Below are 26,079 nucleotides of genomic sequence, written 5' to 3' on the forward strand. Positions count from 1 at the left end.
TCTTTTTAGTCCTCTGCGTAATTAAAGCTATCTACCTGTTCTTTGATCCAGTCTTTATAATTCTGAAGTCTATATTCCTTCCAAACTTCGTTGTATTTTCCTGAACTGTCAATCAAAAACTTGAAGGCTGTTGCCGCCTTTGGTTTACTCAATGCATTGACCAATTCATCCTGGAAAACCCTCTCCTTAACGATTCTGTCTGCAAACCTTTCCATCATCTGATGTTCCTGGTTTGGTTCCATTTTGACGAATTCGGCAAAATTATCCGGATTTTCATCTATTTCATCCAGGATATCTTCCTCTTCAGGCGTCAAATCATAATTAAAATAATCTTCATCATCAGGAAGTTGGTAGATTTTTTTATTATCCAATTGGTAAAAACAAATCATTCCTTTAAGCAGCTGCACTGCTATTTTCTCTACTTCTTTTTCAGATAGGGTAAGCATGTTAGAAATAAAATAAATTTTAAGAAAATTAAATAACTGCCGGATTAAATCAAACTATTTCACCATCTAAACTACGACCAAATAGGTCAGACAAAAATACTTTTTAATAGCGGTAAATTAATGTCATGTCCGCCCTTAAATTCAAGCCTTTCTACTTCAAACGGTAAAGATGCAATAAATTCATTTTGTTTTTGAATAGATTCCGAAGTAATCATCGGATCTGAATCTCCCAATACTACTACCACTTTGGTGTCTTTTAGATTTTGTGCGGCCCTGCTTACATCCAAATCATGTGCAAATCCGCCACTCCACAATACCAAGGTGTCCACTTTAAAAGATAACTGACTGACCCACCTCGAGGCTGTAGCAGCACCTTGCGAAAAGCCGATCACTTTTACCACAGGCTTCTGCTTATACTTTATCAAAACTGATTCCAAAATTTCATTCAAATAATGGTTATTATTTTCAATTGCGCTTTCCCTCTCATGACTTGTCATCCAAATAGCCCCTACTCTTCCTGAAAACCCCTGTTGGTAGGCGTAATTTGTGGCTTCAGGAACTACAACCAATCGGTCTTCCCGAAATAGTGGTTCAAACTTCTTCAGAAAATATTCAGCCAATTGTCCATAGCCATGAAAGGCAATGAGGATTTCCTTTTCATTTCTATTTGGAAGATGGGACATACTATAATGCCCCCGATGGCGGTAAGTTACGGAGGCTTTCATCAAAGGTGCAGATTATGGAATCTAAAAGGTAAAAGTTGCTCGATGCCGTCGGCTTTTAAAACCTCTTCTTGTCCGTTTAGCATAAGGATCTCAATTTTATCACCGAATTTCACTTCATATTCATTGATAGTTTGCCGGCACATGCCACAAGGCGTCACGTATGCATAAGCTTTTTCATTCAGCCTCCTTGCGGCTATGGCTATCTTGAGCGGTTTCAAATTGGGAAAATTACCCATGACATAACTTAGGACGGCCCTTTCGGCACATATTCCAACAGGAAAAGATACATTTTCTTGGTTGTTTGCCACGAAAATTTCACCGTTTTCAAGCAATACTGCGGCACCCACCAAAAACTTTGAATATGGGGCATGTGCAGATTCCAAAATTTCTTTTGCCTTGTGTATCAGCTTTGACTCCGACTCCGTCAAAAGCCCCAAGGGTATCACTTCAAGTGAGGCTGTCACTTCTATTTTTCTGTTCATTAACTCGTTTAAAAATGAATGGAATTAACAAAAAAAAAATGGGAATCCCGCTATTTATCTAATTTACCCTGTTTGATTTTTAGACCTCAACCTTTTTTTACAATTTACACCACCGTTAATCTATCCATTCCATTATGCAGAGCATTTTGATTTTAGGCGCAGGAAAATCATCAACCTATCTGATTGATTTTTTATTGGAAAGTGCCGGACCAAAACAAAGGAAAGTAACCGTAGCTGACGTATCAGAAAAAATCGCTGCTGAAAAAGTCAAATCCAACCCTTTTGCATCCGCAGTGGCCATTGATATTGACAATGTTCAGGCCAGACAATCCCTGATCCAAAAATCCGATTTGGTTGTATCCATGTTGCCTGCATTTCTGCATCCGATCATTGCCAAAGACTGCCTTGATTTGGGTAAGCACTTATTTACAGCCTCTTACGAATCCCAAGAACTCAGGAAATTGGAATCTGATATCAAAGCCAAAAACTTACTTTTTTTGAATGAATGCGGTTTGGATCCGGGGATTGACCACATGTCTGCGATGAGAATCATTGAGCAAGAAAAAAAAGAAGGCAATGAAATCATTTCTTTCAAATCCTATTGCGGTGGTGTCCTTGCCCCTGAAAGTGAAGACAATCCATGGAAATACAAGTTTACCTGGAACCCCCGAAATGTTGTACTTGCAGGACAGGGAGTTTCGAAGTATATCCAAAACGGCCAAAACAAATTTATACCTTATCATAAATTGTTTGAAAGAATTGAAAAAGTGAGTTTCGGGAAAGCCGGTGATTTTGATGGATATGCCAATAGAGATTCCCTAAGATATAGGTCCATCTATGGCCTGGAAAGTATTCCGACCATGTTGAGAGGGACGCTTCGCAGGTCAGGGTTTTGTCAGGCATGGAATGTTTTTGTCCAATTGGGGATGACGGACGATTCATTTGAATCGGACTTTCCGGAGGATACTACTTATAGCGGATTTCTGAATTCTTTCTTACCCATTGACCCAACAAAAACCCTAAATGAAAGACTTCAGAAATACCTTCCAGGTGTAGATCAGGAAGTAATGTCAAAGATTGAATGGCTAGGATTTTTTTCAAACAACAAACTTCCTTTGACCAAAGGAAGCCCTGCTGCTATTCTACAGAAAATATTGGAAGCAAAGTGGCAACTCAACCTTACAGACAAGGACATGGTGGTCCTGCAACATCAATTTGAAGTCAAAGGAAGTTTTGGCACCAAAGAAATTATTTCCAGCCTGGTTTGCAAAGGGGAAAACCAAGAATATACCGCCATGGCCAAAACTGTAGGACTTCCCCTTGCCATTGCTATTGATTTGTTTTTGGGTGGAAAAATCAAATCCAGGGGATTACAGATTCCTGTGCTGAAAGAATTTTATGAACCCATATTGAATGCCCTTGAGGAGAAAGGGATTGTTTTCGAGGAAATCGAAAAGCCAAAAAAACTCTAAATTTTTAACAATACAACCTTTGACACCTCCCAAAAATTAGCGGACAGGTATCAAAAAAGAAAGGCAAGAAACTAAATCCATGCCTTTCATAATTTCTTTCAAAACCAATTAGTTATCCGGATTCCAACCTGCCGGAGGATCCAAGGTGGCCCCTCTCACTGTTAAGCAATCATCGGGAATAATTCTTGGAGTCAGACGTACTTCAAGATTGTTTCGCTGGATATATACCTCTTTTTTTGAAACAGAAGCAGCGATAAAAAACCCGAGAACGGTTTCATCGGGGTTATCAAGGCTGATTATATTCCCGCGAATATTGGCCGGAGGCTGGTCAAAAACACTTCCTGTAAGGTTTATTTGTTGGTCGATCAATCTCAGAAACCGATGGGCCTCTCTCGAAACAGACATTTGCTGTATTTCTGCCCGATACATACTCTTAAATCTCAACCCATCATCTTCAATAAATGCAATCGGGAGATTTTGATTCAATCCATTAAAATCTTGGTCCGAAGCCACTGAAAAAGTCTGAAGTCTGGACGGTTCCAATAAGTAACATGTAGAGCAGCAATCTTTTGGGGCAGCACCTCTTGGGTTGGTAGGATGGTCAGGAGGCAAAGTGAATAATTCCGGATTGGCCACCAAGACATATGAACCCCTTCCCTGTCTCCAATAGTAAAAATTGGTCTGATCACTTGGGTCCCTGAACTGGGTAAAAATCTGCACTCCTACTCTATTTTGGAGTCTGTTTGAAGTTTGGATTTCGATGGCCCTATAAGATAAAGATTCAATTTCAGGAACCGAATTCACCATTTCAGGTAATGAAGTATAAGACTTCCCATTCTGCAGCTCAATGAGAAGAGAATAGGAAAGTCCCACTCTAGCCCGAAAATCAGCCGGAGTTTCATAAACTCCCCTTTCCTCAGTTTCGGCAAGGAAAACCACATTCCCCTCGCTGTCCCTGACAGCAACATTGGCTTGGGATACAGGCCGGATAAGTCCTTCAAACACACTGCCATAGGTGTCACTTCTGGTCAATCTGATTGAATGCGGACCAGGCTCGGTCGTCACAAATCCATCTACGGTAAGCAGCTGCTCTCCCTGAGGAAGCTCTACTTTGTAGGGTTCAATACATGAAACCGTAATCAGGAATAAAATATATACCAATCTTTTTAACATCACTGTCAGAATTTAAGCGAATAACTCAAAGTAGGGAAAGGCACACCAAGGATTGCCAAAATGTAAGATTGGGGCGGTGATCCGGTTTGGTCGGCAAAGAAAACGGAAAATGGGTTCTTTCTTCCATAGACGTTCATCACTGCAAATGTCCAATCCCCATCATGGAACTTGGTATTTCCTTTTAGTTTAAAATTCAATGAAAGGTCCAGCCTGTGAAAATCAGGAATCCTTTGGGTATTTCTTTCATTGAAAAATGCGAGAGAGTTTCCGGCAAAATCAAATTTGGCCTCCGGAAAAGAAACCGGCCTACCGGTGCTGTAGGAGAATGTTGCCGAAATTGACGCATTGGTTGCCAATTTGTAATTACCGATCAATGTCAGGTCATGAGGTTTGTCAAAATTGGCAGGAAACCATTCTCCATCATTGATAATTTCCTCCTCAAAGGGAGTAATAACCCTTCTGAGGGTTCTGGAATAAGTATAACTTGCCCATCCGGTGGTTCTTCCTAGGTTTTTCTTGACATAAACTTCCACCCCATAGGCTTGTCCCTGACCGGGAACCACCTCTGTTTCAAGATTTTGCTGAAGCAATAGCCTTGCTCCGTCTTTGTATTCCAATACGTTTTGAATATCCTTATAGTATACCTCTACTGATGTTTCAAAAATATTCCCTTTTAAGTTTTTATAAATCCCTAAGGAATATTGGTCAACAATCTGAGGTTTAAAAAACTGATCACTCAACTTCCACACATCTGTAGGCGCAATGGTAGCAGTATTGGAAATCAGGTGGATAAATTGATACATTTTATTGTATCCTGCTTTTATTGAGGTTTTGGAATCCAAAGAATACCTCAAGGAAGCCCTTGGCCCCCATCCGTCATAAGTCTTAATTGTTTCACCGGCTGCATAGGTCCTTTCTCCAATGACATTCCCCTCATTCAAAGGCAGGTTGGGAGCATATTCACGCACAGTCCTGGGCCCGAAATATTGGTACATGTCATACCTGATTCCGTATGAAACACCGATTTTTTCACCCAATTCCAGTTCATGCTGCAAATAAAACCCTGATTCCCTTCCAAATTCATCCTGTACTTTTTTGGGTAAAATACTCGATTCTCCTTCTGAAGTTCCTGGAATTAGCTCACCCGGCCTGATAGTAATTTCCTTGGTGTCACCCCCAAAGGAAATCCGGTTATTCTCTCCAAGCGCATAGGTGAAATTCAGCCTTAATCCGATATCTGTTATTCCGGATTCCAGATCAAAGTTGTTTGTCCCGGATTTATTGAAAATGGTAAAATCATATTTTGAATAATACCCTACGACATCTGCCGCCAGCCTTTCAGAAAATTTCCCCTGGTATCTGACCGTATGGCTCATATTGGTCCAGGATATTGTGGTGTCTGAAGCCAAAGCAAAATCATCATAACTCCTATAAAAACTATAGGTCACATTGTGGTTTTCATTTATTTCTCCATAAACTATTCCATTCACATCATTGAAATTGGCCTGACTGGAACGTAAGTCAGGATTGTTCATAGCTCCCAAAAGCCAGTTGATGTAAGATCCCCTAAATCCAATTTTAGCAGAAACTTTATTTTTGATGATGGGGCCGTTCAATGATAATTTACCTGATACGGTACCCACCATCAAATCTCCTCCATACTCGGTGAGACTTCCAGACTTGGGAGCAATATCCAAAATCGAAGATCCCCTTCCGCCAAACTTCGTCGGAATGATCGCTTTGTACAAAACAAAATCATTGACTACATCAGGATTGAAAGCTGTAAACAATCCGAAAAGGTGGGAAGGATTATAAATGGGTGCTCCTGCAAACAAAATAAGGTTTTGGTCAGCCCCACCGCCCCTAACATTGAGACCGGAGGAAGCTTCACCCACCTGGCTTACACCCGGAAGGGTAGCAAGTGACCTGATGATATCCACTTCACCAAGGAAAGGAGGGAGTTCCTTCAGGGTATTCATACTCACACTGATTGCTCCCATGTCAGTGCTCCTGATGTTTTTTTCTGGATCCCGACCGTATATTACAACGTCATCCAGCGTAAAATCTTCCTGAATCATGGTGAGACTTATCCTCCCATCACCAACTGCCACAAAAGGATAGATGACTGTTTCATATCCCACATACCTGATTTCAAGAATATAGTCTGCCCTGTCGAGAACTAAGTTGAAATTTCCATTTGGGTTGGTGACTTCAGTTTTATTGAGCTCCTTTACAGTAACAGTCGCTCCCACAAGAGGCTCTCCCGAGATTTGGTCAATTAGCCTACCGCTGATTTTGATGTCCTTCAATTGGCCGATATCCCTGCCAACAATATTTTTTTGTTGGGCTAAAAGCTCTCCAGAAACAAGGAGGAGAAAAAGGAAAATATAGGGTAAAGTTTTATTCATACATCAATAATTAAAGGCCAAACGGATCTAATACCCAGAATTCCATAGGTCCCGGCACTTGGACCTCCCCACTTCTAAGAATATATATCAAATTGTCATGGACAAATGTTGCAGCATTCCTTGCGATTGGATTTCCAGGGAAGGAATTTTTACGTACCCAAATTCCCGTGGAAATGTTCAGTTCCCAAATCTCCTGTGACCTATTGGCCATGCCGGTAATCACCCGGTCACCTAAAGTCACACCAAATGCGGAACCGGAATTGATGTCTCCGGGGTAGATTCCAAAAAATGACCAAGTCTCTGTAGATCCATCTATAGAATATATTTCCTTTGAGACCGGATTTACTAAATATTGCTTATTCCCATGCTGAAAATTTAAGACAGTACGGTTGACTGAAAAAGGTATGTTTCCAATTTTTTGCCATTGTCCTGTGGCAATAGTATACCTATAGGCGTCAGTTCCGGATCCGGAGGCACCACCCAAGACAAACAATTTGCCGTTCAATTCAAAAGAAACTGCATCTGTTGCAGGGAAAGTCAAATCAGGAAGCTTGACAAAACCATTGTTTTCAAATTTCCAAAAATCGCTAGACGGAGACGATTGGCCATTTTGGCTGATAACCCTTGCGCCTCCTCCAAAAAAACTTCCCGCACTAAAAGCCTTCCAAAGACCCGTACCGGGAAACACAACCTGTGTCCAGTTTTTAGTCGCCAAACTATACTTCCAGATTTGTGAATTAACTGATTGTCCATTATTGGCTCCCAAACCGGCGAAAAATTCTTCCCCACTTTGAAAATAGATATTGTCAAATAACTTGAGACCTGTAGGGAAATTTGACAGCTGGGTGAATTTTCCAGTGGTGTATTCAAACTTATCTTCCAAAAGAATCTCCTGATTCTGAACTACCACCTTCACTTCCTCCAAAGCGACTGTCCCGCTCGCAGGTACTATTGCTGTGATTGAAGATTCAAAATCTATTTTGAGTACCTGTGCTTGGCGATCTCCGACAAATACTTTGGTGTCAGAAGTGAAATTTTTACCCAATATGGTTATTGTGGTTCCTACCGGTCCATTTTGGGGAGAAAAACCAAAAGCATCCGGTGATAGTGTAGTGATTTCCAGGATGTTGCCAAATTGAATCCCTTCCGGCAATGAAATGAAGGACTTGACAAAATATCTTTTTTGAATATCCAATCCGCTGGTTTCACCGATGAATCTACCCGGCGCTACTCTTTCCCCCAAGGAAACAATTATCGGCTGTGAAAAAGCCTCATTTTCTGAAATATAGAAACCGTGATCACTTGCTTCCACATTTTGGGTGGTAATGATCCTTCCCAAAATCCTGGCTCTTTCTCCGCTGAGGTAGATGACTTCTTCTGTTATCAGGGAGGTGGTCACCGAAGTTTCCTCTTCACAAGAGGATAAAAACCCAAGAATGACAACAAGCAATGAAATGATACCAATTTTACTTTTATCCATGTAATCCAAACTTAATGCAGGGGCTAAAAATACACCAATATTGGATTTAAAAAAAGATTCAGCCGAGTTGTGGGTATTTATTAAACTAAAAAACAATCAGGAATTCTTTCAATAATTCAGAATAATCATCTGAGTAGTTTCCGATTTCATCCTTGATACATAGGTTTTTTTCATTTAGAGTTCGACTATAAAATGAAAATCCACAAATTTTCCTTAGAATATTTTTTGAAGGTTTGTCTTTCACTGATATTCTCCAAATTAGGTTTAAACCAGAGGAAAGAAGAATTTTTTCTAAAACTCCCATTTGTTCAGGCGGTAAGATAACCCAAAATTCTCCTTCCGGATCGAGAAGCGTCAAAACACCCTTTGCCAAATCAGGAAATGGAAGTGCATCGGCATGCAGTGCCAAATTCCTTTTGGGATCGGGAGATTTCAGATGGTTGGAAAAATACGGAGGGTTACTGACGATCAAATCAAATTTGGTCAGATCTTGTTTACAATATTCTTGAAAGGATTTATTAAAAAAATCAATTCGGCCATTCGATTGACTTTTTTGGGCGTTTTCGGTAGCCTGTTGCCATGCTGCATGGTCGATTTCTACTCCTAGGATTTTGGCTTCGGGAAATCTCTGCGCCATCATCAATGAAACCACTCCTGAACCTACTCCTATTTCAAGGATATTATGTGGAGATCCAGACCCGGCTAATGCACCTAATAAAACGCCATCTGTGCCCACCTTCATGGCGGTTCGGTCATGGTGTACAGTGAATTGCTTGAAGCGAAATGGAGTGTCAGCCATCGGGTTTAGGGGAGAAAAAGTCTGGAATTCAGGATTTCACCGAATTGGAATCATTGCTCTCCCTTTTCGTATACTTCATCCGGGGGAAGGTTTGATCCCTCAGCCGCAGCAACAGCCAACTGGTCACAACGCTCATTTTCAGGATGACCGGCATGTCCTTTGACCCACACAAATTTTGGTTTGTATCTTGTATGCAAAGGAATATAAATCCTCCACAAATCGGGGTTTTTTTTATCCTTGAAGCCTTTTTTCTGCCAACCCCAAAGCCACCCTTTATCGATGGCATCTACAACATACTTACTGTCTGAATAAATGGTGACAGGAATATCCCTGACTTTCAATTCCTGAAGTGCACGGATGACCGCCAAAAGTTCCATTCTGTTATTGGTAGTGTACCGAAAACCCTCAGAAAGTTCCTTTCGGTGTTGGTTGTACTTCATCACTACCCCATAACCTCCCGGCCCGGGATTGCCTTTGGCTGCACCATCTGTAAATATTGTAATCATCTTAAATTAATCTCAGCTAAACTTAGGCCAATACCAAGGAAAGGCCTTTTCATGGAAATTCGAAATCAATCCAACTCACCGGTAAATAAGGCTCCTTTGAAAATCTTGATGGCAATTGATAAAAGGATAATTCCAAAGATTCTTCTCAAAACGTCCAAACCTGTTTTACCCAATTTCCTTTCCAACCAATTTGTGCTTTTCAAAACAGCATATACAATCCCAAGGTTGATGATCATCCCCACGGCAATATTCGCTTGGGTATATTCTGCTTTTAAGGTCAAAATCGTCGTCAGAGTTCCTGCTCCCGCAATCAGAGGAAATGCGATGGGTACTATAGAAGCACTTGTTGTTGAAGCTTCCGGATCAGGTTTGAAAAGCTCAATCCCTAAAATCATTTCTGCGCCGATGGCAAAAATGATCAAAGCACCTGCAATGGCAAAGTCATCGACTCCGATACCAAACAATTTCAATATAGATTCCCCAAAAAATAAAAAAAGGATCATCAGAAATCCTGCAGCTATGGTTGCTTTACCGGATTGGATATGGCCCACTTTTTTTCTGAGATTGATGACGATGGGAATTGACCCCAAAATATCAATCACAGAAAAAAGGATTAGGGTAACTGAGAAAATCTCTTTGAGACTGAACATCGGGTCAATATTTCTTTAGAAATTCCACCAACTTTGAAAATTCAGACTCATTGATGGCCGGGAAATTGGCAATTCTGAAGCTGGTCGGCTTCAGGGGACCATATCCACTTCCCAACTGCATTCCTTCCTTTTCTGCAGCTTTTTTGATTTCTGATATGAATTCCTCCTTTCCTGAAATAGCCAAAACTGTACTGCTTCGGACTTCTGGATTTTGGATAAGCATCCTCAGCTTGGACGTATTTGCAATGGTATCTTCCAGTTTCCTCATTCTGTCCCTGGTCTGTTGGTCGGTTTGCTGGATTTCAGGCATATCCTGCAGCACACGGTAAAGCAGGTATATTCCAAAAACATTTGGTGTGTAATGGGTCTGGTAGATTTCTGCATTTTCCAACATGAAATTCAGGCTGTTGTACCTGCCTTTTTCCCCTTTATCTTTTGCTATGGCAATGGCTTTGGGGGAAACAATCAAAATCCCCAATCCTGCAGGAAGACCAAAACATTTTTGAACTGAAGCATACCAAATATCAGCCAAAGTAAAATCAAGCTCGATTCCTGCCATGGAAGAAGTCGTATCTACAGCGATCATTTTTTCGGGATACTTGTTGGCAATCGCAGCGATGGTCTCATTCGTCACCTGGGTGGCATTGGAGGTCTCGTTTTGGGTAATGGCGATCAGGTCAAATTCCTCTCCGATTTGTAATGATTCCACGTCGACAGTTTTGTCTGCATCAAGCTTGTGGGCAAATGTTTTAGGTTCGATATACTTGGCATATTCGTACCATTTTTTGCCAAAAGAACCAGAGAATATATGGTAGCCTGCAGACTGCACAATAGATTGGGAAATAATCTCCCAATTTTCTGTAGCTGAAGAAGTGAAAAGCAGCTTGTAATCATGGGGCATGTGCAGCTTTTCTCTCATCAGGGTTTCTGTTTCCTGATAGAGGTTCATAAATACTGCAGAGCGGTGATTGGCGCTCAAAATACCTTTTTCGTATGCTTCCTGCATGTATTTTGGAAGACTGTCATAGACTTTGGAAGGTCCGGGAGCAAATGTTACCATGGTGGATTAATTGTTGAGAAAATAACGGATAGCCAATTCATAGCCTTTGAGTCCAAGGCCTGAAATCATGCCCACACATTCTTTGGTGATGATACTCTTGTGGCGGAACTCTTCGCGCTTGTAGATGTTCGAGATATGCACTTCCAATACAGGGGTTTTCACTCCCGCTATCGCATCAGAAATGGCCACCGAAGTGTGCGTATACCCGCCGGCATTGAGCAAAATCGCATCATATGAAAAGCCCACCTCATGGATTTTGTCAATAATTTCTCCCTCAATATTACTTTGGAAATAGGAGAGATCGATTTCGGAAAATTTGGTTTTGAGCGTGTCAAAGAATTCTTCGAAAGAAGTGCTCCCGTAAATCTCAGGTTCTCTTTTACCCAAGAGATTGAGGTTGGGACCGTTGATGATGATGATTTTCAAGGCAAAATAGGTTTAGTGGTTATCTGAGTTCAAAGTTAAGGAAGGATTTGTTTTTTATGGGGAATAGTTCGAGTAGAAAAGTAATTAATTATATTTAGCTTGAAAATGAATTCAATATGAGAGTAACATTGGAAATAGAAAACGAGAAAATAAATGATTTCATCACTTTAATTCAATCCTTAGATTATGCCCGCATTTCTGAGGAAATTGAAATACCCGATTGGCAACAAGAAGAAGTTCTCAAAAGACTAACTTTGTTAGAAGAAGGAATTTCTTCAAAAAGAAACTGGGAAGAGGCAAAATTGGAAATTTTTAAAAAATAATGACCTATATAGTATCAATCTCTCAACAGGCAGAGGACGATTTGAGAGAGATTTTTTTATGGTACGAGGATAAGAAACTTGGTTTAGGACTTATATTTAGGGACTTTTTTGAAACCGCCATATCAAGTATTAAGCTTAACCCGTTACAATTCCAAGTTCGTTATCATAAAATCAGAATAAAGTTTTTGGAAAAATTTCCATATGGAATTCATTACACCGTTGTCAAATCTGAAATTATCATTTTAGCTGTTTTCCATACATCTTTGGATCCTAAAAGATGGCAAAACAAGTAATCCATACCATTTCCAACCATTGGGATGCTTCCCTCCGCCAGTTTCAACATTATCTCAAGCTTGAGCGCTCCCTAAGCCAAAACTCCATCCTAGCCTACCAGCAGGATATGGAAAAACTGAGCAGGTATATGGTGAAGAATTTTCCCGACACCCGACCGACCGAGGTACAGTTGCAGCATTTACGGTATTTTGTGAATGGACTCGCAGAACTCGAAATCTCAGAATATACACAGGCAAGGATAATTTCGGGGATAAAGGCATTTTTCCGGTTCCTGATGTATGAGGACCGCATATCCGAAGATCCAGCCCAACTTTTGGAAGCTCCAAAGCTAGGCCGCAAACTTCCTGACACACTCAGTTATATCGAAATCACCCAAATTCTTGAAAGCATTCCACTCGGCGAGCAAGAAGGTCACCGCAACAGGGCTATGTTGGAGGTGCTGTACAGTTCGGGATTGAGGGTATCGGAATTGACTGACCTGAAGATTGGAAATGTCTATGCAGATGTCGGTTTTCTCAGGGTGATAGGAAAGGGAAATAAAGAGCGGCTTGTTCCCATCGGAAGGGATGCTTTGAAGTACCTGAAACTTTATGTCGAAGAGAAAAGAAAAGAGATCGAACCGGTCAAAGGTCATGAACAATATGTTTTTCTAAACCGCCGCGGCAAAAAACTTAGTCGTGTGATGATTTTTCTCATCATCAAAAAACAGGTCGAGGCTATCGGGCTCAATAAAAATGTAAGCCCTCATACTTTTCGACACAGTTTTGCGACCCACCTGATCGAAGGCGGCGCCGATCTCCGTGCTGTCCAGGAAATGCTCGGACATGAAAGCATCACAACCACAGAGATTTACACACATTTGGACAGAGATTATCTGAGACAGGTACTCAATGAGTTTCATCCAAGGAAATAAGCCATATTTTCTTCCCTTTTCCCAAGCAATTCACTTAATTTAGCGAATTGAAAAAACCCCGATCATTGTGTATAAATCTTTGCTAAAACCAATACTTTTTGTCAAAAACCCGGAAGACGCGCATTATTTTACTTTTTCTTGGATAAAAAAAACATTCAATCTACCCCTCATCAAAAACATCATTGAGGGCATTTTTGATTACCAAAATCCTATTTTGGAAAGAGAGGTATTTGGACTTCACTTCAAAAATCCTGTCGGTCTTGCTGCAGGCTTTGATAAAGATGCCAAACTGATCGATGAAATGGCCATGTTGGGATTTGGGTTTATTGAAATCGGAACCTTGACTCCAAAACCCCAGGAAGGCAATACTCAGCCACGGTTATTCAGGTTGCCTGAGGATGAGGCCCTGATCAATAGAATGGGATTTAACAACGGAGGTGTGGAAGAAGCCATCAAAAGACTCCAAGATGTAAAAACCGATGTCCTCATCGGAGGGAACATCGGAAAAAACAAATTGACTCCAAACGAAAAAGCAGCCGACGACTACCTTTATTGTCTCCATGCTTTACATCCTTATGTGGATTATTTTGTGGTCAATGTAAGTTCACCAAATACGCCAAACCTGCGGGAACTTCAAGAAAAAGAGCCTTTAAAAAAACTTCTGATCGCTGTCAAAGAGGCGAATTCCAGAAAATCAAGACCAAAACCCATACTCCTGAAAATTGCCCCGGACCTCACCGTAGGCCAATTGGATGATATCATTGAGATCGTCATCGAAACCGAAATAGATGGCGTCATAGCGACCAATACCACCATTGACAGGTCACAATTAAAAACTGGCACTTCTAAGGTAGAGGCCATGGGCGCGGGTGGTGTGAGTGGAAAAGTTCTTGCCAAAAGAAGTACTGAGGTTATAAGATACCTTTCCAGTCAATCCAATAAAGCATTCCCCATTATTGGGGTAGGTGGTATTTTCTCTGCCCAAGATGCCATCGATAAATTGGAGGCCGGCGCTTCACTCGTTCAGGTTTACACCGGAATGATTTATGAGGGACCAGGATTGATCAAAAAAATAAATAAAGGATTGGTCAAGTATTTGCAGGGCAGATCAAAATAATACTTCCTGATTTTAAATACATCAAAGTTAATTCTTTACAAATGGTTTAAGGAATTTGTAAAACTCCTAGTTTTGAAATCTGTATATTTCGCCCATCTTCCATTTATTTGGAGATTGACAGTAAAAACAAAATATGGCTTCGGATACCCCAAAAACAAATACTTTCAGAAAAAAAGGTGACACCAAACCCAAAGCCCAAGAATCCACTTCGGGGAAATTTTCTTTGGCCTTTGCAAAGGATAAAAGGATACCTCTTGCCATCGGAATCATTCTGATGTCTTTTTCTGTTTTTTTGTTTTTTGCGTTTTTGAGTTACATATTTTCGGGCAAAGCTGACCAAAGTCTTGTAGTGTCTGAAATGGAGGAAGGGATCAGGACCACGGCATCTGAAGCAAGGAATTGGCTTGGGCTTTTTGGAGCCAAAATGTCTGACATCTTTATCAGGAGGTGGTTTGGATTGGCGGCATTCCTACTTCCTCCCTACCTGTTTTTCCTGGGTTTCAAAATGGCTTTCAAAAAATCCCTTATTTCCCTCTCCAGATACAGCGGCTTTGCGTTGTTTTTTGCATTTTGGATTGGGCTAGTGACAGGATATTTTGTTCAGTTAGCAGATGGGTTCAGCACATTGGGGTACATAAGCGGTGGTTTTGGATTTGAACTCGGACTTTTGGCAGATGAATTTTTAGGTTGGGGAACCATCATTTTGATCATTGGCTCCCTTTTGGTTTTCATCATATTCTATTTCAATATCAACCAACTCGATTGGATATCTAATCCGATTTTTAACAAATCAAAAACCAAAAATGCCGGTCCTGAGCCAGAAACCGACTTTAGGGACGAGTTAGAGGAAACCAAAGATGAAATTGGCTTTGAGGATGAATTGGAAGAAATAGACTTGGAAGAAGAGGCAAGTTCATGGACAATCAAGTCTGAAGAAAAAGAAAAAGTGCTTCCCGTAAAGGGACCTGTTTTCAATATCCAAGGTGATGATGACTTGGAAGACGAACCGGTTATTGAAAAAATAGAGGAAAAGAAATTTGCGATCAACAAACCCAAAGAAGAAAAGACAGCACTTGAGGTTGAAAACCTTGATCCCTATGACCCGACTTTGGATCTGCCGCATTATAAATACCCGACGTTGGATCTGCTCAATGAATATGACGTCCAAAAAGTGACCGTATCAAGGCAGGAACTTGAGGAAAATAAAAACAAGATCGTGGAGACCTTGGTCAACTTCAAAATCGGAATCCAGGAAATCAAAGCTACCATCGGCCCGACTGTCACCCTATATGAAATTATCCCTGACCCCGGAGTAAAGATTTCCAAAATCAAAAATCTGGAAGATGATATTGCCTTGAGTTTGGCGGCACTCGGAATACGGATCATAGCCCCAATGCCTGGAAAAGGCACTATCGGGATTGAAGTTCCAAACAAAAACAGAGAATTGGTTCCGGCCAAAGCGGTTTTGGGAACAGAGAAATTTTTGCACAGCGACAAAGATTTGCCTGTTGCATTGGGCAAAACCATTTCCAATGAAGTATTTGTCATGGACCTGGCAAAGATGCCTCACTTGCTGATGGCAGGGGCGACAGGTCAGGGAAAATCAGTTGGTCTGAATATGATTTTGGCTTCTTTGGTGTATAAAAAGCATCCATCCCAATTGAAGTTTGTACTCGTCGATCCCAAAAAAGTAGAACTGACTCTTTTCAATAAAATTGAAAGACATTTTCTGGCGAAACTTCCCGGAACGGATGAAGCCATCATTACTGACACCAAAAAAGTAATCTATACCCTTAATTCCTTGTGTATAGAAATGGATAACCGCTACGACCTGCTCAAAGATGCCGGATGTAGAAATCTCAAGGAATACAATGCAAAGTTTGTAGCCAGAAAACTCAGTCCTGAAAAAGGGCATAAATTTATGCCTTACATCGTCTTGGTGATTGATGAGTTGGCAGATCTGATGATGACTGCCGGTAAGGAAATTGAAGCGCCTATTGCCAGACTCGCACAACTTGCGAGAGCGATCGGTATCCACTTGGTCGTGGCAACACAAAGGCCTTCAGTCAATGTCATCACAGGTATCATCAAGGCCAATTTTCCTGCAAGACTTTCATTCAGAGTTACTTCCAAAATTGATAGCCGTACCATTCTAGATGCAGGCGGAGCTGAGCAGCTGATCGGTATGGGAGACATGTTGCTGTCTCAAGGATCAGACGTGACACGAATCCAATGCGCATTTTTGGATACGCCCGAGGTCGATTCAATCTGCGATTGGATCGGAGCCCAAAAAGGCTATCCAGATGCCTATTTATTGCCCGAGTTTGTCGGTGAAGAAGGTGAAGGAAGTCTATCTGATATTGATTTGTCTGATAGGGATCCGTTATTTGACGATGCGGCAAGACTGATTGTTTTGCATCAGCAAGGAAGTACTTCTCTGATCCAAAGAAAACTAAAACTTGGCTATAACCGTGCTGGTAGGATAGTGGATCAACTTGAAGCTGCCGGGATTGTTGGCCCCTTTGAAGGCAGCAAAGCCAGAGAGGTGCTGATTCAGGATGAGGCAAGTTTGGAACGGTTATTGAACAATTTGTAGAAATCCTGATTAAAATGCTGGAAAAAATATATTCCTACTAACCAAAATGAAACAAATCACATTCTCCTTCATTCTTTTCTTTTTCATCCTCTCTGCCGGCTTTTCTCAGACAAAAGATCCTAAAGCCAAAGCTGTTTTGGATGGCGTAAGTCAAAAATATGCTTCTATCAAAGGTCTTAAAGCAAGCTTTGACTTTTCTTATTCGGATGTTTCTGATAGCCGGGTCCAGAACCAAAGCGGTGAAATTGCTATCAAAGGGGACAAATACCATCTAAAATTACCCGAGCAGGAGATTTTTAATAACGGAAAAACTGTCTGGACCTACATCGCAACAGACAATTACAAGGAGGTGACGATCAATAATGCCTCTGACATGGAGAATGAACTGACACCTTCCTCGGTTTATAACATTTACCAAAAAGGATTCAATTACAGGTTGATCGGCGAAAAAACTGAAGGCGGTATTGTCATCCAAGAAATTGAACTGACTGCAGAGAAATCAAACGCGCCTTTTAAACGGGTAAAACTTTTTGTTGATAAAAACAAAAAAGACCTCATCAGTTGGGAAATCTATGATGACCAAGGGGGAATTTTCAAATACAAATTCAAATCTGTCAATACCAATGCGGAACTGACAGATGACTATTTCACATTCAATCCGCAGAAATACGGAAAGGTGGAAATAATCGACCTCCGCTGATTTTGATTTTTATCCCTACTTTTGGGAAAAACATTTCAAAATGACCCGACAGGAACTATTTGAACAAATCAAAATCAAGCAATCGTTTTTGTGCGTAGGTCTTGACACGGACCTCAATAAAATCCCTAACCATCTTCAAAAAGAGGCAGATCCTATTTTTGAATTCAACAAGCAGATTATTGATCAGACTGCAGACTTTGCGGTAGCCTATAAACCCAACATTGCCTTCTATGAGGCATTGGGTCCAAAAGGTTGGGAAAGTCTGCAGAAGACCTTGGATTATATCCCTAAAAATATTTTTAGCATAGCAGATGCCAAACGTGGCGATATCGGAAATACCTCCGGCCTTTATGCCAAGGCATTTTTTGAAACCATGGATTTTGATTCCATCACCGTCGCGCCGTATATGGGCATCGACAGCGTCAGCCCATTTCTTTCTTACGAAAACAAATGGGTTATTTTATTGGCATTGACTTCCAATGAGGGAAGCCTGGATTTCCAGTTTTCTGAATTGAAAAACGGAAAACCTGTCTACCAAGAGGTCTTGGAGAAAAGCAGTAAATGGGGCAATCCTGACAATATGATGTATGTAGTCGGAGCCACAAGGGGAGAAAAAATCGGTGAGGTAAGAAAAATTGTCCCTGAACATTTCTTTCTTGTCCCAGGGGTTGGAGCCCAAGGTGGAAGTCTGGAAGATGTGGCCAAATATGGAATGAACAGCCGTTGCGGACTATTAGTCAACTCTTCGAGAGGAATAATTTATGCAGGAAAAGGTCCTGATTTTGGAACTGAGGCCAGAAAAGAGGCTAAAAAGCTACAAGGGGAAATGGAAGTTTTACTTAACCAATATTGCTACTAGGTCAATATCAAACCATAAAAAAAGCCATGGTAACTTCAATAAGTTTCCATGGCTTTTTTTTATTTAATGTATATACACAATTATGCCAGTGGATTGGATATCCATTTAAATTTTTGTCTGCAGACTGAAATATCCGGTACATCGGTCTTCCGACTTCCGTCTTCCGTCCCCATGAAGAAGAATATAGGGTTACTGGCAAAGAAGCGTATATCCATGTTTTATTTCTATCATTTGCTTTATTTCTCGGCCATCACTTTTTTGATGTAAGCCACACTTTGCGGGATTTGTTGAACAGACCTAGAAGACTCATCCTCAAGAATCAGGTATTTCGTTCCTGACTTTTGGGCCTGTTTGATCAGTCCTTTGATATCAATGTCTCCCGTTCCCAACACTACATTTGTTTCCACATCACCCTTGCCATCTGAACTTCCCGGGGTTCCTTTTGCCCTGTCTTTCAAGTGGAGCAAAGGAAATTTATCAGGGTACTTTTTCATGATTGCCAAAGGATCGCCTCCACCCATCTGCACCCAAAACACGTCCATATTGAAGGCGTAGTTTTTGGCGTTTTTGAGCAATTCATCAAACAAAACGCCTTTTCCATGTGGCGTAAATTCATATCCGTGTGGATGGTAACAGAGGGTAATGCCGGCATCCTTTAGGATTTTTCCTGCTTTGTTGAACAGCTCCACGGCTTCCTGTGTCTCCTTGATGCTGAATTTTCCGGAAGTATGGGGAATCCAAAAACAGGTGGCGTATTTTGCACCATAAGCTTTTGCATTGTCGATGACGGCCTGAGGATTTTCCTGCAATTGCTTGTAATCAGCCCCGACAGCCACTACAGAAAGGCCAAGTCCTGAAATAAAAGTCTTGTATTCATCCTGACTCATGCCGTATGTTCCCCCGCCTTCGATGAAATTGATTCCCATTTTGGGAATAAGCGCGTGGGTGCCTTTGACATCGGTTTTCATTTCATTGCGCAAGCTGTACATCTGCAATGCGATCTCCTGTGCCTGTACCTGTACCGATACCAGAATCACAATTGTTAAACTGAATAATTTGAGAAAGAGATTTTTCATAGGTCTTGTTGGGTTTGTTTGATTGAAGATAGTAAATCCTGTTAAAAATGCCATCCAAGAATGTGACTGATGGAAATTATACCATCCAAGAAAAACAAAATGAAAATTTTGGGATACTTTGCTAAATTACTTGTCCTAAACTCAATAACCCATGACAGATTCCTCCAGAAGACAATTCATCAAGCATTCCGCCTTGGCAGGTGCCGCAATGGCGATAACACCTTCATTTTCTTTTGCATCACAACCGGATACCATCATTGGTCACGGTGATTTCAAATATAAAGTAAACGCCTCTTGGGGGAATCTCGATCCATCCAAACATCCGGTGATCAATTGCCACGAAATGGTCATGGACAAGAAAGGCAGACTGCTGATGGTAACCGATGAATCCAAAAACAATATCATTATCTACGACCAATCCGGAAAGTACCTCGATTCGTGGACTTTGGGATTGGGATCTGCGCATGGCCTGAGCCTCGTCAATGAAGGTGGTGAAGAATTTTTATGGATTGTAGACAATGGCGGCAGGGTTATCAAAACTGATCTGAAAGGAAAGATAATCACAGAAATACCTAAGCCGACAAGTCAGGGAATCTATAAAGAAGGGATGCGCTACACCCCAACCGAAACGGTCGTTGCGCCAAACGGCGACCTGTATATTACAGATGGTTATGGTTCACAATATGTGCTGCAATATGACAGCAAAGGAAATTTTATCAGGATGTTTGGCGGTGACGGACATGGTGATGCCCAATTCAAAACTGTCCACGGAATAGCCGTCGATCAAAGAAAAGGAGGAACCCCTACCCTTCTTTGTACTTCCCGTGGTCATAATTCATTCAAAAGATTTACTATGGAAGGTGAATATTTAGAAACACTTTTTCTTCCGGGGGCTTTTGTTTGCCGTCCTGTTATTCATGGTAAAAATCTCTATGCAGGGGTTTGCTGGTCCAGATCCAAATACCTGGAGCTAATGGACAATTCTGGTTTTGTAACCATTTTGGATGAAAACAATAAAGTAGTCTCAAATCCTGGAGGTACCCAACCAAAATACATTGACGGAGAGCTCCAATTGATGATTCAAAAAGAGCCAATTTTCAAACACTGCCACGATGTATGCATTGATCAAGACGAGAATATATACGTCTGCCAATGGAATGCGGCAAAAAGTTACCCCATCAAACTAACGCGGGTATAATCTTTCAGGTCTTTTAATTTCCAGAGGTCAAAAGAGGGGCGATCTGTTCGGCTGAAATGACTCCTGAAGGCAATTCGGTAATTTTCAGGTTTCTGAAATGAATCGGAGCGCCTTCAGATTCCAGGCAGATGTAACCTTTCTTTTGACTTGATTGGCTGATGCCATTGACAAACTTACCATTTACGGAAAGTTTTATGACGCCATCTACACAAATGACAACATAAGTATTCCACTCCCCTCTTCCCAAGCATCTGTTTTCAATAGATTTGCTCCGGGTTCCGCGTGGGTTATCAGGTACAGTAGTCACTCCGCCCACACCAAACAATTCGCCATGAACGTAGGCAATTGGAGGCAAGACCCCATCTTTTTTATTTTGGTTTACCCAGTCCAATTCCAGCATCTGCACCTCGACACCATCGGGCAGCCTCTGCTCTCCGGGGACAGCACTGCTCCAAACAAAAGTCCCGGAGTTCCCCCCAAGTTCCATGTGCTTCCATTCTATATGCATGATGAAGTTTTCATATTGCTTTTCGGATCGGATCACTCCGATAGGCAATCCCCTACAAACCAATTCCTGACCATCAAAATACCAAGTGTCTTTTTCGGTGTTGGCATTATACCATTTTAATGAAGTTTCTTTTGGTGACTGATCGGAAACGAGGGCTTCTAAGCCCCTTGATTTCCCAAACTCAAAAAGATATTCCTGACAAAAACTTGGGGAATTTGTCAGTAAAAACAAAAGAAAGCCGATGGATAATGGTCTCAGGATTTTCATTTGGAGTAAATTTTTTGGAAAGGGTTTTTAGAAAGGAAATCTATTGAGGATGGAAAGATTGATCAAAAAAACTTGGTCTTTCCCGGGATGGCCACCTCAGGAACAGGCCATTTCAGATCCCAATTATATTCTTCCAATTTAGGTCCTAAGGATTGAGTGGAATTGAGAGCTTCTTGCCATCCGATGGTTTGCCCGGTGTAGCCGACCATTCTCCCCAAAACCGCCAACATTGTACTGTTTGCCATCAGGTCACCTTCGTTGATAGACTTCCCTGACCTTATTGCCGCAAACAATTCCTCATGTTGGGTTTCATAGGGATTGTTTTTTTCACCCTCATAATTCCATGGATTTTGTCCTTCTATTCGATGGATTTGCCTTCCGATGTCTACGATTGCATTTCCATTTCTTCCCATGATTTCCGCTTTATTGATATTGGAAGCCCCTTGTTGCTGTCTACTGAAATGGATTCCTTTTGCGCCGTTCTGATATTCATATTCTATGGCAAAATGGTCATAGATATTCCCGTATTTTTCTTCGGTTCGGGATTGTCTGCCACCTGACCCTGTGGCTTTGACTGGAAGTTTGTCGCCAAAAGCCCATGACATCATGTCAAGGCTATGGACCATCATCTCTACGATATAATCACCCGAAAGCCAATCATAGTAATACCAGTTTCTCAATTGGTATTCCATTTCTTTCCACTCAGGTTTCCTGTCTTTATACCACAAACCTCCACCATTTCTTACCGTAAGCACGGAATCTACTTCACCTATGTCCCCATTGTTGATTCTTTCAAAAAGAGCCCTTTTGGGAAAATCATACCGGAAAGTGAATCCTGAAACCACGGAGAGATTTTTGGACTTTGCTAGTTTGGCAGTTTCCAAAACACTCCGAACACCGGGAGCATCCACAGCGACGGGCTTTTCGCAAAAAACATGTTTTCCGGCCTCAATAGCAGCTTTGAAATGACCCGGCCTGAATGCAGGAGGAGTAGTAAGGATAACCACATCCACGTCCGATTCTATGACTTTCTTGTAGGCATCAAATCCAACAAAACGGTTTTCTTTACCCACTTTGACTTGATTGGGATTTGCTTCGAATAATGCTTGGTAAGATTCATCCAGATAATCAGAAAATATATCTCCCATACAAGTCAGAACTGCGTCAGTATCTGCTTTCAGAGCCTGCAGTGCCGCTCCGGTCCCCCTACCTCCACAGCCAATCAAGCCCACTTTGAGGGTATTGTTCTTCATGGCAAACGCAGGATTTACCTGAAAAACAAAAGGGAGAGCGGCACTTCCAATCAAAGCAGTACCGGCGGATTTTAGGAAATCCCTCCTGTCTTTTTTTTCGGGCGAATAAATTTTATCTGACATATAAATGCTGTTTTATTTTGGGTCTGTAAATGAAAATACATTTTAATCTTTCCAATCTATTAATTATCAGTAAAATACAATAACTATCCACTAATTCAAAAAAATCGGTTTTTTGATCGAGCTCTCTAATTAAAATCCTTCAATAAAGAAAAACTCACTGGACACTCAGATTGGTAGAAGTTGGAAAATGAAAAATGGCTTTTGACCAATTAAGCAGCCATTGAAATAAAGGTGAAAGTTGGGAAATTACATGAAATAACCTGTCCCGTAAAAAATCTTTATCTGCGAAGTATTAATCAATATATTGTAAATGATGGAGAAATAATTCCCAAGTCATTTCTTCAAAAATCACTTTAACCCACCACTACGTAACATGACAACTTCCAAAGATTCCAGGAGAGATTTTCTCAAAAAATCCATCGCAGGTACTGCGGTATTTTCGATTGGAGGAGTACTTCCTGCCTTCAGTCCAAAAAGCTACGGAAAAATCCTTGGAGCCAATGAAAGAATCAAGGTTTCAGTTATGGGAGTGAACAGCCGTGGAAATGCCTTGGCACAGAATTTTGCAAACCAACCTAACGCAGAGGTTATCCATATCTGCGACGTGGATCAATTGGCCGCAGAAAAATGCATCAATGCAGTATCCAAAATCCAGAACTCCTCACCAAAAGCAACTCAGGATTTTAGAAAAAGCCTTGAGGACAAGGATGTAGACGTGTTGGTGATTGCGGCTCCTGACCATTGGCATGCACCCGCAGCCATTCTCGCATGCAAAGCAGGAAAGGATGTTTACCTGGAAAAACCTTCCAGCCATAATCCCAACGAAGGGGAAATATTGCTCCAAGCTGCTGCCAGGTACAAAAGGCTGATCCAAATGGGTAACCAAAGAAGGTCATGGCCCAACGTGGCAGCAGCCATCAAAGAAGTCCATGACGGTACTATCGGAAGACCATATTATGCCAAAACCTGGTATACCAACAACCGCGGGCCTATTGGAATCGGTAAAAAAACGGCAGTCCCTACCCATTTGGATTATGACTTATGGCAAGGTCCGGCCCCAAGAGAAGATTATCGGGACAATATCATCCATTACAATTGGCATTGGTTCTGGAATTGGGGAACAGGCGAAGCATTGAACAATGGTACCCACATGGTCGATCTGGCACGATGGGGATTGGGTGTGGAATTCCCGACGAAAGTTACTTCTGCGGGTGGAAGATACCGCTATCAAGATGATTGGCAAACCCCGGATACCCAAATGATCAATCTGGAATTTGAAAATAAAAGTATGATCAGTTGGGAAGGAAGAAGCTGCAACGGTATCAACAATGAAGGATCGAGTGTAGGCGTGATTTTCTACGGGGAAGAGGGTTCTGTTAATATTGGAGGTGGCAATGCTTACTCCATTTATGACTTAAAAAACAAACTTGTCAAAGAAGTGAAATACGACCGTCCCGTGGATGCGAGAAATCTTTCCGACCCAACCCAAGAACTTGACGCCAACCATATCCAAAACATGTTTGATGGAATCAAAAAAGGAACTCCTCTTGCAGCTGAAATTATCGGGGGACAGACAAGTACCCTATTGGTTCAATTGGGGAATATTGCGCAAAGATGCGGTGAAACACTCAACGTTGATCCTAAAAACGGCCACATTATCGGTAGCAAAGAAGCGATGAAATATTGGAAAAGGGATTACCAACCTGGGTGGGAACCAAAAGTGTAAACCCAATTCCCTACTCCTCCTCCAACCGACCATGAAGCTTACTTCTCTTGACCTGATTGTAATAGCCCTGTTTTTTCTCCTGATGTTGGTGATCGGGGTTTACTCCTATTTCAGAAATAAAAACGCCGACGATTATTTTGTCGCAGGAGGAAACTTGCCTTGGTGGCTTTCAGGGATTTCCCACCACGTCTCGGGATATAGTGGGGCGGTTTTCGTTGCCTATGCCGCCATTGCCTACACCCATGGTTTCACTGTGTATGTCTGGTGGGCTCTAACTATTGGTCTGACAATTTTGGCCAGTGCCAAAATATTTCCAGTGCGATGGGTCAGGCTCCGCAAAAAATTCCATATCCAATCCCCCCTTGAATTCCTTGCCCGACGCTACAATATCCTCACCCAACAGATCATGGCTTGGAGCGGCGTAATATTAAAACTATTCGATATCGGAGCCAAATGGGCCTCTATTGCCATTTTGCTCAATGTTTTTACCGGCATCAGTCTTCCAATCGGTATTTTGATATCAGGAGGAATCTCTCTTTTGTACATCACCTTTGGAGGATTGTGGGCGGTAGTGATGACTGACTTTGCGCAATTTATCATACAACTTTTGGGAGGATTTGTTATGTTCTTTGCTGTGCTTTACAAGCTTGATGGACTGGAAAGTATTTTTACAATTTGGGATAATTTACCTTCAGCAAACAGTCAGCCTTTCAATGACCCTTATGGTGTAGGTTTTGCGCTTGCATTTTTGTTTATCAATTTCTTATCCTACAATGGTGGCCAATGGAACCTTGCGACCCGGTATATTTCTTCGCCCTCCGAATCACAGGCTACAAAAGCAGCAAAGTTGTCCGGATGGCTTTTTCTGATCTGGCCTTTGATTTTGTTTTTTCCAATGTGGGCTGCTCCCATAATACTTCCTGATTTGGATGATCCAAGCCAATCATATGGACTATTAACCCTTTTGCTTTTGCCTTCCGGTTTGGTAGGACTGGTTATAGCTTCCCTTTTTGCCAATACGATGTCTATGACTTCCTCTGATATCAATACCATCTCTGCGGTGATCACAAGAGATATTCTTCCAAACATTTCCAAAAAATTCAGCTTAGATAAAATTTCATTGCTCACGGCGAGGGTTACGACTTTCATATTTACCCTGCTGACTATCATTGTCGCCCTTCAATATGAATATTTTGGTGGAATTCTTGGCTTGATCATTACCTGGTTTGGGGCTTTGGTAGGACCGATTGCAGTGCCGATGCTTTTTGGGGTTATTCCAGCCTTCAAATCTTGCGGTCCGGTCGCAGCCATCAGCTCCATTTTTGCAGGCCTCCTCACCTTCATCATCACCAAAAATGTTGAAATCAGCAGCTTGGCCTTACAAGTTAGCCTTCCTCTGATCGTATCTGCATTGGTATATGTATTTATTGGACTTGTCCAAATCCGAACTGTTCCCGACAAAGTAAAAGCAATGCTCCAGGACATAAGTAAAGAATAAA

25 protein-coding genes are annotated in these 26,079 nt (G+C 41.5%); 11 read left to right on the forward strand and 14 right to left on the reverse strand.

Going from position 1 to position 26,079, the window contains the following annotated elements; translation table 11 throughout:
- Window positions 1-5: 5 nt before the first annotated feature.
- The 3 genes from DQW11_RS15680 to DQW11_RS15690 form a co-directional block, all read right to left on the reverse strand.
- Window positions 6-446 carry a UPF0158 family protein gene (locus DQW11_RS15680; RefSeq protein WP_113925050.1) on the reverse strand — a complete coding sequence of 147 codons (441 nt, stop codon included), beginning with the start codon at window positions 444-446 and terminating at the stop codon, window positions 6-8.
- An 86-nt stretch (window positions 447-532) separates the two neighbouring features.
- Window positions 533-1,171, reverse strand: coding sequence for an alpha/beta hydrolase (locus DQW11_RS15685; RefSeq protein WP_113925051.1), 639 nt, complete (start codon window positions 1,169-1,171; stop codon window positions 533-535).
- Window positions 1,171-1,653, reverse strand: a complete 483-nt coding sequence (locus DQW11_RS15690; protein ID WP_113925052.1) for a cytidine deaminase — start codon at window positions 1,651-1,653, stop codon at window positions 1,171-1,173. The genes DQW11_RS15685 and DQW11_RS15690 overlap by 1 nt, the downstream gene beginning before the upstream one ends.
- 134 nt (window positions 1,654-1,787) lie before the next feature.
- Here DQW11_RS15690 and DQW11_RS15695 point away from each other — a divergent pair, with 134 nt between their 5' ends.
- Window positions 1,788-3,125 (forward strand): saccharopine dehydrogenase family protein, encoded by a 1,338-nt coding sequence (locus DQW11_RS15695; protein WP_113925053.1) that lies wholly within the window; start codon window positions 1,788-1,790, stop codon window positions 3,123-3,125.
- Between the two features lie 108 nt (window positions 3,126-3,233).
- Here DQW11_RS15695 and DQW11_RS15700 read toward each other — a convergent pair whose 3' ends face one another.
- The 8 genes from DQW11_RS15700 to aroQ form a co-directional block, all read right to left on the reverse strand.
- Window positions 3,234-4,298 carry a DUF4249 domain-containing protein gene (locus DQW11_RS15700; protein WP_113925054.1) on the reverse strand — a complete coding sequence of 355 codons (1,065 nt, stop codon included), beginning with the start codon at window positions 4,296-4,298 and terminating at the stop codon, window positions 3,234-3,236.
- 5 nt (window positions 4,299-4,303) lie between these two features.
- Window positions 4,304-6,706 (reverse strand): TonB-dependent receptor, encoded by a 2,403-nt coding sequence (locus DQW11_RS15705; RefSeq protein WP_113925055.1) that lies wholly within the window; start codon window positions 6,704-6,706, stop codon window positions 4,304-4,306.
- A 10-nt stretch (window positions 6,707-6,716) separates the two neighbouring features.
- Window positions 6,717-8,186 carry an IPT/TIG domain-containing protein gene (locus tag DQW11_RS15710; protein WP_157966128.1) on the reverse strand — a complete coding sequence of 490 codons (1,470 nt, stop codon included), beginning with the start codon at window positions 8,184-8,186 and terminating at the stop codon, window positions 6,717-6,719.
- Between the two features lie 85 nt (window positions 8,187-8,271).
- Entirely contained in the window at window positions 8,272-8,985 is a 714-nt protein-coding gene (locus DQW11_RS15715; RefSeq protein ID WP_113925057.1) for a tRNA1(Val) (adenine(37)-N6)-methyltransferase, read from the reverse strand.
- A gap of 50 nt (window positions 8,986-9,035) precedes the next feature.
- A complete protein-coding gene (gene rnhA / locus DQW11_RS15720) occupies window positions 9,036-9,491 on the reverse strand; it encodes a ribonuclease HI (protein ID WP_113925058.1) in 456 nt (151 codons plus the stop codon).
- Window positions 9,492-9,556: 65 nt separating this feature from the next.
- Window positions 9,557-10,141 (reverse strand): MarC family protein, encoded by a 585-nt coding sequence (locus tag DQW11_RS15725; protein ID WP_113925059.1) that lies wholly within the window; start codon window positions 10,139-10,141, stop codon window positions 9,557-9,559.
- Between the two features lie 4 nt (window positions 10,142-10,145).
- A complete protein-coding gene (locus DQW11_RS15730) occupies window positions 10,146-11,201 on the reverse strand; it encodes an aminotransferase class V-fold PLP-dependent enzyme (protein ID WP_113925060.1) in 1,056 nt (351 codons plus the stop codon).
- Between the two features lie 6 nt (window positions 11,202-11,207).
- Entirely contained in the window at window positions 11,208-11,627 is a 420-nt protein-coding gene (aroQ, locus tag DQW11_RS15735; protein WP_113925061.1) for a type II 3-dehydroquinate dehydratase, read from the reverse strand.
- A gap of 116 nt (window positions 11,628-11,743) precedes the next feature.
- Between aroQ and DQW11_RS15740 the strand changes: the two genes are divergently transcribed.
- From DQW11_RS15740 to pyrF, 7 genes are all read left to right on the forward strand, one after another.
- Window positions 11,744-11,950 (forward strand): addiction module protein, encoded by a 207-nt coding sequence (locus DQW11_RS15740; RefSeq protein WP_113925062.1) that lies wholly within the window; start codon window positions 11,744-11,746, stop codon window positions 11,948-11,950.
- Window positions 11,950-12,243 (forward strand): type II toxin-antitoxin system RelE/ParE family toxin, encoded by a 294-nt coding sequence (locus DQW11_RS22660; RefSeq protein WP_113925063.1) that lies wholly within the window; start codon window positions 11,950-11,952, stop codon window positions 12,241-12,243. Before DQW11_RS15740 ends, DQW11_RS22660 begins: the two co-directional genes overlap by 1 nt.
- Entirely contained in the window at window positions 12,228-13,157 is a 930-nt protein-coding gene (gene xerD, locus DQW11_RS15750; protein WP_113925064.1) for a site-specific tyrosine recombinase XerD, read from the forward strand. The genes DQW11_RS22660 and xerD overlap by 16 nt, the downstream gene beginning before the upstream one ends.
- A gap of 67 nt (window positions 13,158-13,224) precedes the next feature.
- Window positions 13,225-14,274 carry a quinone-dependent dihydroorotate dehydrogenase gene (locus DQW11_RS15755; protein WP_113925065.1) on the forward strand — a complete coding sequence of 350 codons (1,050 nt, stop codon included), beginning with the start codon at window positions 13,225-13,227 and terminating at the stop codon, window positions 14,272-14,274.
- A gap of 133 nt (window positions 14,275-14,407) precedes the next feature.
- Window positions 14,408-16,870, forward strand: coding sequence for an FtsK/SpoIIIE family DNA translocase (locus tag DQW11_RS15760; RefSeq protein ID WP_113925066.1), 2,463 nt, complete (start codon window positions 14,408-14,410; stop codon window positions 16,868-16,870).
- A gap of 46 nt (window positions 16,871-16,916) precedes the next feature.
- A complete protein-coding gene (locus DQW11_RS15765) occupies window positions 16,917-17,570 on the forward strand; it encodes a LolA family protein (RefSeq protein WP_113925067.1) in 654 nt (217 codons plus the stop codon).
- Window positions 17,571-17,610: 40 nt separating this feature from the next.
- Complete coding sequence (gene pyrF / locus DQW11_RS15770) at window positions 17,611-18,429, forward strand: orotidine-5'-phosphate decarboxylase (protein WP_113925068.1); 819 nt, start codon at window positions 17,611-17,613, stop codon at window positions 18,427-18,429.
- A gap of 236 nt (window positions 18,430-18,665) precedes the next feature.
- On the opposite strand, the gene DQW11_RS15775 is transcribed toward pyrF, so the two are convergent.
- Window positions 18,666-19,505: a sugar phosphate isomerase/epimerase family protein gene (locus tag DQW11_RS15775; protein ID WP_113925287.1), complete on the reverse strand. Its 840-nt coding sequence runs from the start codon at window positions 19,503-19,505 to the stop codon at window positions 18,666-18,668.
- Between the two features lie 151 nt (window positions 19,506-19,656).
- Here DQW11_RS15775 and DQW11_RS15780 point away from each other — a divergent pair, with 151 nt between their 5' ends.
- Window positions 19,657-20,703 carry a twin-arginine translocation signal domain-containing protein gene (locus DQW11_RS15780; RefSeq protein WP_113925069.1) on the forward strand — a complete coding sequence of 349 codons (1,047 nt, stop codon included), beginning with the start codon at window positions 19,657-19,659 and terminating at the stop codon, window positions 20,701-20,703.
- 13 nt (window positions 20,704-20,716) lie between these two features.
- On the opposite strand, the gene DQW11_RS15785 is transcribed toward DQW11_RS15780, so the two are convergent.
- Complete coding sequence (locus DQW11_RS15785; protein ID WP_113925070.1) at window positions 20,717-21,478, reverse strand: 3-keto-disaccharide hydrolase; 762 nt, start codon at window positions 21,476-21,478, stop codon at window positions 20,717-20,719.
- Between the two features lie 62 nt (window positions 21,479-21,540).
- Window positions 21,541-22,854, reverse strand: coding sequence for a Gfo/Idh/MocA family oxidoreductase (locus DQW11_RS15790; protein WP_113925071.1), 1,314 nt, complete (start codon window positions 22,852-22,854; stop codon window positions 21,541-21,543).
- A gap of 373 nt (window positions 22,855-23,227) precedes the next feature.
- On the opposite strand from DQW11_RS15790, the gene DQW11_RS15795 reads away from it, so the two are divergent.
- Both DQW11_RS15795 and DQW11_RS15800 read left to right on the forward strand, forming a co-directional pair.
- The gene (locus DQW11_RS15795; RefSeq protein WP_113925072.1) at window positions 23,228-24,580 is read left to right on the forward strand and encodes a Gfo/Idh/MocA family protein; all 1,353 of its coding nucleotides are present in this window, start codon (window positions 23,228-23,230) and stop codon (window positions 24,578-24,580) included.
- A gap of 31 nt (window positions 24,581-24,611) precedes the next feature.
- Window positions 24,612-26,078: a sodium:solute symporter family protein gene (locus DQW11_RS15800; protein WP_113925073.1), complete on the forward strand. Its 1,467-nt coding sequence runs from the start codon at window positions 24,612-24,614 to the stop codon at window positions 26,076-26,078.
- Window position 26,079 lies beyond the last annotated feature (1 nt).

The sequence above is a fragment of the Cognataquiflexum aquatile genome, assembly GCF_003316845.1.
In the GTDB taxonomy this organism is placed as follows: domain Bacteria; phylum Bacteroidota; class Bacteroidia; order Cytophagales; family Cyclobacteriaceae; genus Cognataquiflexum; species Cognataquiflexum aquatile.